The 8,706-nt window shown below is 65.4% G+C and carries 6 protein-coding genes; 1 reads left to right on the top strand and 5 read right to left on the bottom strand.

What is annotated here, in order from left to right; genetic code table 11:
• From AB1346_02945 to AB1346_02935, 3 genes are all read right to left on the bottom strand, one after another.
• The coding region (locus tag AB1346_02945) for a GAF domain-containing protein (GenBank protein ID MEW6719387.1) at nt 1–1,985 on the bottom strand (1,985 nt) is incomplete at its 3' end.
• An 18-nt stretch (nt 1,986–2,003) separates the two neighbouring features.
• Complete coding sequence (locus AB1346_02940; protein MEW6719386.1) at nt 2,004–3,989, bottom strand: PAS domain S-box protein; 1,986 nt, start codon at nt 3,987–3,989, stop codon at nt 2,004–2,006.
• Between the two features lie 178 nt (nt 3,990–4,167).
• Nucleotides 4,168–4,848: a methyltransferase domain-containing protein gene (locus AB1346_02935; GenBank protein ID MEW6719385.1), complete on the bottom strand. Its 681-nt coding sequence runs from the start codon at nt 4,846–4,848 to the stop codon at nt 4,168–4,170.
• 135 nt (nt 4,849–4,983) lie between these two features.
• Here AB1346_02935 and AB1346_02930 point away from each other — a divergent pair, with 135 nt between their 5' ends.
• Complete coding sequence (locus tag AB1346_02930) at nt 4,984–5,409, top strand: hypothetical protein (GenBank protein ID MEW6719384.1); 426 nt, start codon at nt 4,984–4,986, stop codon at nt 5,407–5,409.
• Nucleotides 5,410–5,471: 62 nt separating this feature from the next.
• Here the strand turns inward: AB1346_02930 and AB1346_02925 are convergent, their stop codons facing one another.
• Together AB1346_02925 and AB1346_02920 are read right to left on the bottom strand one after the other, a co-directional pair.
• Entirely contained in the window at nt 5,472–6,713 is a 1,242-nt protein-coding gene (locus AB1346_02925) for a CHRD domain-containing protein (protein ID MEW6719383.1), read from the bottom strand.
• An 84-nt stretch (nt 6,714–6,797) separates the two neighbouring features.
• The gene (locus AB1346_02920) at nt 6,798–8,507 is read right to left on the bottom strand and encodes a hypothetical protein (protein MEW6719382.1); all 1,710 of its coding nucleotides are present in this window, start codon (nt 8,505–8,507) and stop codon (nt 6,798–6,800) included.
• Nucleotides 8,508–8,706 lie beyond the last annotated feature (199 nt).

Genomic DNA, 8,706 nt, shown 5'->3' with positions numbered 1-8,706 from the left:
AGGAGGTTGTTGAAATCGTGCGCCACCCCTCCCGCGAGCCGTCCCACCGCCTCCATCTTGGCCGCTTGCCGGAGATGGGCCTCGACCGCGGCCTTCCCCTCCTCGGTCCGCTTCTTCTCGATGATCTGCCAGGTCACGTCCGCGATGAAGGATACGACCTCCACATCCTTCCCGGTGTAGGGCATCGGCTTGTTGCCCACCCCGAGCACGGCCACCGCCTTCCCCTCCCGGATCACCGGGACCGTCAGTTCGCGCACCACCTCCGCGTGTCCTTCCGGCAGTCCCCGCCGGGTCTCCAGCGACGCGTAATCGTTGTGCACCACGGGGCGCTTCTCCCGCACGCAATCCGCCCAGACACCGGCCCGGTCGATGTCGTAGTGCACCCCTTTCCCCGGCGCCCGGCAGAACTCCTTGAGGGTCCGGGTGGACCATTGCTGCAGATGCAGCGTTTTCCCGTCGTCCCCCACGAAGTGGTAGAAACCGATGGGGCTGTCCACCAGGGCGCCGACCTCGTCCAGGGCCAGGGTCAGCAGGTCGTCCAGCGTACCGCGCGCGGCACTTTCCATGAGCGCGAGCCGTGTTTCGGTGAGTCGCCCGAGGAGGCGCTCCTGCGTCTGGTCCCGGAAGACCAGCACCACGCCCGTGAGCTCGTTCCGGTCGTTGCGGATCGGCGCGCCGGAATCCGCGATGGGCCGCTCCGTCCCGTCGCGGGCGATGAGCACGGTATGGTTGGCCAACCCGACCACCGTTCCCTCGCGGAGAACCCGGTGCACCGGATTTTCGACGGACTCCCCCGAATGCTCGTTCACAATGCGGAAAACCTCGTCGAGCGGCCTGCCGAGCGCTTCCTCCCGCGACCAGCCGGTCAGCGCCTCCGCGACGGGATTCATCAGCTCCACCCCGGCCCGCGCATCGGTGACGATGACCCCGTCCCCGACGCTCATGAGCGTGATGCGATGGCGCTCCTCGGACATGCGGTGCGCCTCTTCCGCGAGGAACAGCGAACGGTAATGCTCCTTGGCATTGCGCTGCCAGACCACTCCGACCGCCGCGGCCAGCGCGGACACCAGCCCGAGGAACAGGAAGGCCGCCAGGCCGGAGAAGCGGCGGGCTTTTTCGAACGCCTCCGACTCGTCCACCTTGGCCACCATGAGCCAGGGCGGATCCGGTACGGCCTTCAGCACCGCGAGCACGCGGATTCCCCGGTAATCCACCCCGTCGACCATGCCTTCCCGGCCGGCCGCGGCCATCACGGCAGGCACGTTTTTCTCGGCCATCGGGATGCGAAGCGAAAGCGCCGTGCCCGACCGGTGGCGCAGCTCGTTGAGAAAAAGCACGTCTTCGCCGTCGCGCCGGACCAGCAGCGTTTCGGCGGACTTCCGGGGGACCGGCCAGGACTGTATCAGGGGATAGAGGAACCGTTCAGGTTCGATGCTGAGGACGATCGCGCCGAGCAGTTTCGGGTTTCCGCCGCCCGAAGCGAACAAGGGGGCGACGATGTCGAGATGCGGCCTTCCGTCCGATCCGGCATGGAGGTCGGCAATGGCGGCCTTCCGGTCGCGCCGGGCCGCCTCCAGGGTTTTTACGACTTCGGCGTGAACCCGGCTCCGTTTTTCTTCCAGGCTCAGAAGCATGCGTCCTTCCGGGTCGATCAACAGTGCGTCGCGATAGCCGTATTGTTCCTTCATGACGCGGAACCGCCTCAGGATATGTACCGGGTCGCGTCCGCGGGGATCCGCCATCCAGCGCGCCACCCCCTCCTTGAAGAAACCGCTGTTCATGAGGACCGTGGCGTTCGCGAGATGTCCGTCTCTCCACCCCGCGATCTGCGCCGCCTTCAATTCCGCAATGGCCTGGAGTTCCTTGACGGCTTCCTGCTTGAGATGCTCCACCTGGGTGCGGTGAAACCAGGCGCTTCCCGCGATCAAAGCGATCATCCCCGACGCGAGGAGCGCCTGCAGCCAGCGGGGAAAGGAGTTACGCATCTTGCTCCTCCTCTACGGTCAATCCCGGTCCAGCACCTCCCTCACCTTTCTCGCCAGGACGCCCGGTCCGAACGGTTTCGAAAGAAACGGGATGCCCGCATTCAGGGCAAACGATTCGCGGATATCCTCCGCAGCGTATCCGCTCACGAACACGGCCTTCAGGTCTCCCCGGATCTCACGCATCTCCCGGAACGCGTCCATGCCCCCTTTCCGCGGCATCACCAGGTCGAGGAGCGCGATGTCGATCCGGGAGCTGCTCCCGCGGAACAGATCCACCGCGGCTTCCCCGTCGCCGGCGGACAGGACGGTGTACCCCAGCCCGGTCAGCGTCCGCTCCGCGATTTTCCGTGCAGCCTCGTCGTCCTCGGCCAGGAGGATCGTCTCCGTGCCGCCGCGGATCGCTTCCGACGGACCGGCAGGAACGAGCGCATCCATTCCCTCGGCCGCGGGGAAATAGATCCGGAACGTCGTCCCCTTTCCCGGCTCCGTGCTCAGCCGGACCGCTCCGCCGTGCCGCCGGACGATCCCGTACACCATGGAAAGGCCGAGCCCCATCCCCTCGCCGGGCCCCTTCGTCGTGAAGAACGGGTCGAACGCCCGCTCCTCCACCGCCTTCTCCATGCCGGTGCCCGTGTCGGAGACCGTGAGAACCGCGTACCGGCCAGGTTCGGCCTCCGGGAGCTCCCGACCGGCTTCCGCGTCCAGTTCGACCGCCTCCGTGCCGATCGTCAGGCTGCCGCCCCCCGGCATCGCGTCCCGCGCGTTCAGGCACAGGTTCATGACCACCTGCTCGATCTCTCCCACGTCCGCGTGGAGCGCCGGCAGGCCGCAGGCGAGGGCTGTCCGGACCTCGATCCGATCCCCGATGAGCTTGGAGACGAACTTCACCAGATCGGACACGAGCCGGTTCAGGTCCAGGCGGACGGGCTCTACGACCTGCCGCCTGGCGTAGGTCAGGAGCTGCCGGGTCAGCATGGCGGCGCGCTCCGAGCAGAGCATGACCTCGTCCAGGTCCGACAGCGCCTGCTCGTTTCCGGAAAGGCCTTCCCGCAGCAGTGCGGCGAATCCGATGATCCCCGTCAGGGCATTGTTGAAATCGTGCGCGATCGCACCCGCCAGCGTCCCGACGGTCTCCATACGCTGCGATGCCTGGAGCCGCTTCTCGAGCGCCTCCCTCCGCTTGGTTTCGGTGATATCGCGCCATATGCAGTGGCACAAGGGCCTCTTCCCGGCCGGGATGTACCGGGCCTTGACGAGGATATTCCGCCGTTCGCCGGACCTTGCGAGATGGATCGTCTCGAATTCGTCGTACCCCTTCTCGATCACCTTCCGAATCCGGGCCTCGACTTCATCGGGACCTTCGAAAAGATCGATATCCGCGATCTTCAGGCGGGCGAACTCCTCCGGCGTGTAACCGAGCTGCTCGCACGCTCTTTTGTTGAACCAGATCGGGGCCGCGGTGTCCGGCTCGACGATGACGATCCCGTCTTCCCCGTGATCGAAGACCGTGCGATAAAGCTCCTCGCTTTCCTTCAGCGCGTCCTCCATTCGCCGGCGACGTGTGATATCCCGGATGATGATGCTCGCCCGCCGTTCCCCGCTCTTGTTCCGGAAAAGGACCGAGGTGATTTCCGCCGGAAAGGTCGATCCGTTCCCGCGTTTGAAGTTCAGTTCCCCGGCGAACCTCCCGTCCCGCTCCCGTTCCCTCAAGGCGGGCAGGCGTCGCGGATCGTCCGGATCGACAAGGGAGTCTCTCCCCAGCCGCATCAGCTCCTCTTCCGGGTAGCCGAACATCGCGCAGGCGGCGGCGTTCGCCTCGAGCACCCGGCCGGTTTCGTCCGAGATGATCAGCGCGTCGAGGCTGTTCTCGAAGAATGTGCGGAACTTGTTCTCGCCGTCGAGCAGCAGGAGGATCATCCGGTTGAGGTCGGAGCATTCCTTTTGAAGCGACCGGAGCATCTCTTCCAATGCCCTGTAAGTCGGTCTCTCGATCATGCCGTCCATGAGAAAGACCTCCCGTTCGCTATATGCGTCCGGCGCCCTCCAAAGGAAGCGGACTCGTCATCTCGTCAAAGCAATGACCATCCCGCAGTATTACTGGATACCATTACCGTAATTGCGCGTCAATTCTTCAACAGCGATGCAAAAAAATCCTTTCCCGATTCGCACAGGGTCATGGAGGTCACTCCCTGTCGATCCGGAAGATCAGGAAGGCTCCCCTTGAAGGGATGAGCGACCGGCAGACCTTTTCCAGCAGCTCCCCGAGGAACACGGAGAGCGCGTTGTCGAACGGCGGCGCGAATATCGCTCCCTTGACGACGGCCCTGTATCCGAAGCGTACCGCCGCCCGCTTCAGCTCCTTGAAGGAATAGAATCTTGCGTGCCGGAATACCGATTCCGGATCCTTCCGCGCCGCCCTGCTCCGCTTCAGCGCCCAAAGGGATCCCGAGCCGAGCGTGCCGACGACGACCCTCCCCCCTTTCCTGCAGACCCTCACCATCTCGGAGATCGCCTTTTCGTAATCCCCGATGAATTCCAGCGCCGTGATGGAAATGACGAGGTCGAAACTCTCGTCCGGGAAATCGAGGGATACGGCATCGCCCAGGCGGACGTTCGCCACGCCCTTCGACCGCGCAACGTCGAGCATTTTTTCGGACACGTCGATCCCGACGAGGTCGACGCCGTGCTTCATCAGCTCGAGGGCGAAGATGCCGGTCCCGACCCCGATGTCGAGGACCTTGTCTCCGGCTCTCGGCGCCGCGAGCTCCAGGACGAGCTCCTTTTCGTGGCGCAGGACGTAGCTTCCAAGCCGGGTCCTGAACCAAGGGTCGTAACGGTCGGCGAAATCGTCGAATGTCTGCATTCGCGCCCCCTCTTTCCGGCGGGTCCGGGCGTACCGCCACGGGGAATTATACCCCCCGGCGCCGTTTTTCGTTGCGACCGCCGGGCGGAAAGCATAGAATTGGCAACTTGAAATTGACTTCCGGAGGGGTATGCAATGGCAATGGACCTGATGCAGATGATCAACCATCTCGAAGGAATGGCGACGGAGATACGGGATATCCTGAAATATTTCATGCTGAACCACTCCGAGATCGAATCGCTGAAGCCGTACGACGAAATCTGGTGCATGGGCCCGGAGGGAAACCGCTACTACGCCGACATGGACAGCAGGGGCGTGCTCCTGCAGAAGTTCCTGAGGGAACAGTACGGCCTGTTCTTCAACGCGCTGATGGAAGTCCTGTACGACCAGCCCGAGGAAGTGCAGAACAAGATCCGGATGTCGCACACGTTGATCACGCGGACGATCGAGCACAAGCTCACTTTCTGCGAAACCTCCGCGCAGGCGCTGAACCTTGCAACGGAAGCGCTCGACGGCCAGATCAAGATCCTGAAGCACGTCAAGGAAACCCAGGCGGGCTGAAACCGGCCCGGGCTTGCCGGGGTCCTCGGCGCACGAGGCCCCCTTCCTTCCTCCAACAACCGTCAGTTCTGGTCGAGCTGCCCCCGGATCACTCCGCCTGGGAACGCGGCGCTGTGGACGTTGATGTACATGGTCCCCGCGAGAAATGCCGGCACGTCCGTCACGAGGTTCATGAGCGCGCCGTCCGGAACGGCGAACACCGGGCTCACGAGCGGGTCCGGCAGCATCGGGACGGCAATGCCTCCGGCGATTCCGCGGGCCCCGGGATGGATGTGCGCCCGGTTCCCGTCCGCGACGTTATGCACCGCGAATCCGGCGACCCGGCCCGTCGCTTCGTTCACCCCGACGACCCCGCCGCCTTTCCCGGTCGAATCCGAGCCCGTCGTCTCCTGCGCGTTGTCCAGCGAGGCGAACCGCATCACCGTGGGCTCCATGTCGAGCTGCCCCCGGATCACCCCGCCCGGGAACGCGGCGTTATGGATATTGATGTAAGTGTTTCCCGCGAGGAAACCGGGAACGTCCGTAACGAGGTTCATGACCGCGCCGTCCGGCACGACAAACACCGGGCTCACGACGTTGTCCGGCAACATCGGGACGGCAATGCCGCCGGCGATCCCCCGCGCTCCGGGATGGATGTGCGCCCGGTTCCCGTCCGCGACGTTATGCACGGCGAACCCCATGACCTGGCCCGTCACCTCGTCGATTCCGATGATCCCGCCGCCGATGCCCGCGGAGTTCGAACCCGTCGTCTCCTGCGTGTTGTCCAGCGAGGCGAAGCGGATCGTCGTGGGCTCCATGTCGAGCTGCCCCCGGATCACGCCGCCGGGGAACGCGGCGTTGTGCACGTTGAAGTACAGGTTCCCCGCGAGGAACGCAGGCACGTCCGTCACGGGGTTCGGAAGAAACGTGTTGTCCGGCACGGTATAAACGGTGGTTGTTGCCGTGTTGTCCGGCGTCAGCTCGATGACGATGCCGCCGGCGATCCCGCGGGCGCCCACGTGGATGTGCGCGCTTTGCGCGTCCGCGATGTTATGCACCAGGAATCCGGAAACCTGGCCCGTTACGGTGTTCACGGCGATGAAACCGCCCCCGATTCCGGTCGAGTCCGACCCTGTCGTCTCCTGCGCGTTGTCCAGCGAGGCGAACCGCATGGCGACGTCCGGTGAAACGAAGACGTCCAGCGCCCCGGCGGGAGGCGCAGGTGCGCCGACCACGCCTCCGCCTCCTCCGCCGCCGCAGGCACCCACGAGGACGCCGGCGAAGAGTAGACAGAGCAATCCGTATGTGCGCTTCCAGGATCTCATGGCGAATATCCCCCCTTATCCCATTTGAGCAAAGCTTACTGTTAAGATGCAGAAGGAATGGGAAAGGGCCGGATTCGCAGATTTTTATCGGCTTGCGGCGGCGCGAAGGCGTTGGAACAGTTGCCGATGCTCTTCCTTCAGCCGGAGGATCCCGACGGCCTTCGCTATCTCCACCGCAGCCGCCTCTTCGGCCTCAAGCCGCTTCCGGATTTCCTCCACCAGTTGCCGCCGCTCGGGATGGAGCCGGAACTGATCTTCGAGGGGGACCAGCCGGTCCAGCTTACCGGCCGCCGCGAGCGCTCCCAGGTCCTCGTGGAACGAGCGAAGAGCGGCCTTGTGCGCTTCCGCCTGCCCCCGGTAGTAATGCGCGACCGCTGTTCCGGCGGCGACTTCCAGCCCTCGATCCACCTCGAGGCGAAACGTCGGATCGCTTTCGTATCGCGGGAACAGTTCGGGAGCGTAGTCCTTCACCGCGCCGGCGTTCAGGATGGCACGCTCCGTGGCTGCGGGATACAACGGATCGTTCGACTTGCCCAAAACGTAATCCGCCTGCCGCATGGCCCAGTCGTCCCACGTGTTGAGCTCGGCTTTCAGACTCCGGTCGTTCCGAAGCGGATTGCTCATCGGCGGGTCGGGGTTCTTCGGGAAGGGTCCGGGCGGGAGGCCGCCGGGAAACAGGTAGAGCTTGATGAGATCCTCGGAGGGCTGCTGCGGAGCCGGCGCTTCAGTAGACACTGCCGCCGAGAGCTGTCCCGGAGCCGCGGGCGCGCGAGGCGCCTGCGCTTCCGGACGCGCGATCTCCGGCTTCGGGTCCGCCCCTTTCCGGTCCGCGGGCCCCTGCCCGATCGGCCGGTCGAATCCTGCCCGGGCCTTGTCGGAGGCATCTTCCGGCGTTGCCGCCGATGCGGCAACCTGCGAAACCGCGGCCTGCCGCTGCAGCGCCGCCGGCGCATCCCCAGGGAGCGGACCGGCCGCCAGGATTTCCTGCTGCGCTTCGGGCGGAAGCCTGCTGACCATCTCCACGACGTCCGCCATCTGCTGCGGCGTCATGGCGGCCGGATCCGGCAGGGGAAGCGGCCCCGGCTGGACCGGTGCGGCAGGCGCCGCCTGCGCCGCCCCGGCCGGCGCATTCCCGCCGGCGCCGTCGCCCGTTTTCAGCTTCAGTCCCGAAGCGGTCAGCCCCGACCCCTGGTCCTCGCCTCCCGTGTAGATCCCCGGCAGGCCGGGAATCCCGTAGGGCGTCTTGCCGTCATTGAGATGGATGCCCGGCAACCCCTTGATCCCGGCGTGCCCTTCCGCGCTGTCCCCAAGCTTCAATTTCAGCCCGGGGCTGCCGCCCGAAACCTCCTTCAATTGCAGGTTGGGCACGCCGCTCAACTTCAACGTCGACGACAGGCGGTTGTATATGGCGGCCAGCCGACGCGCCTCCTCCTCCCGGTGCTGCCGCTCCGCCTCCGCCTGGCGCCGTTGCAGCTCCTCCATCATCAGCCGCTTCTGCTGCTCCGCCTGCGGGTTCGAGCCCGATCCGAACAGCCATTGGCCGAACGCATAGCCGAGCTGGTAGCTTGCGCCGTAGAGGCCGTTGTACACGGCTCCGCCGCCACCGCCGCCGGAGCCGGAGGAGCTCCCGCCGCCGCCCGCAGCCGCCGGGCAGTTCCCTTTGACGGTGACCCATTTCCCGCCGATGAAGCACTGCGAGACACCTGCGAATCCGCCCTCGCCCGAGAACGACCGGGCCGGAATGGAAGCCAGCGCGATCCCGAGAACGACCGCAATCCGCGACAACCCGCTCATGCCCTCCCCTCCCGGCAAACCCTTTACCTGGCCTTCGACTGCCAGATCACGACCTGGTCGCGGGCCGACTGCGCGTCGGGCGCGTCGGGTTTCAGCTCCAGGTACCGCTTCATGTGGATCACGGCCTGCCCGTAGATCCCGAGCTCCCCGTACACAAGGGCGACGTTGAACCTTCCCTCCGGCCAGAGCGGCGCGGCCT

The sequence above is a fragment of the Thermodesulfobacteriota bacterium genome (assembly GCA_040758155.1).
In the GTDB taxonomy this organism is placed as follows: Bacteria; Desulfobacterota; Deferrimicrobia; order Deferrimicrobiales; family Deferrimicrobiaceae; genus UBA2219.
Note: the sequence above shows the minus strand (reverse complement) of the source record. Positions and strands in the feature narration are given on the sequence as shown.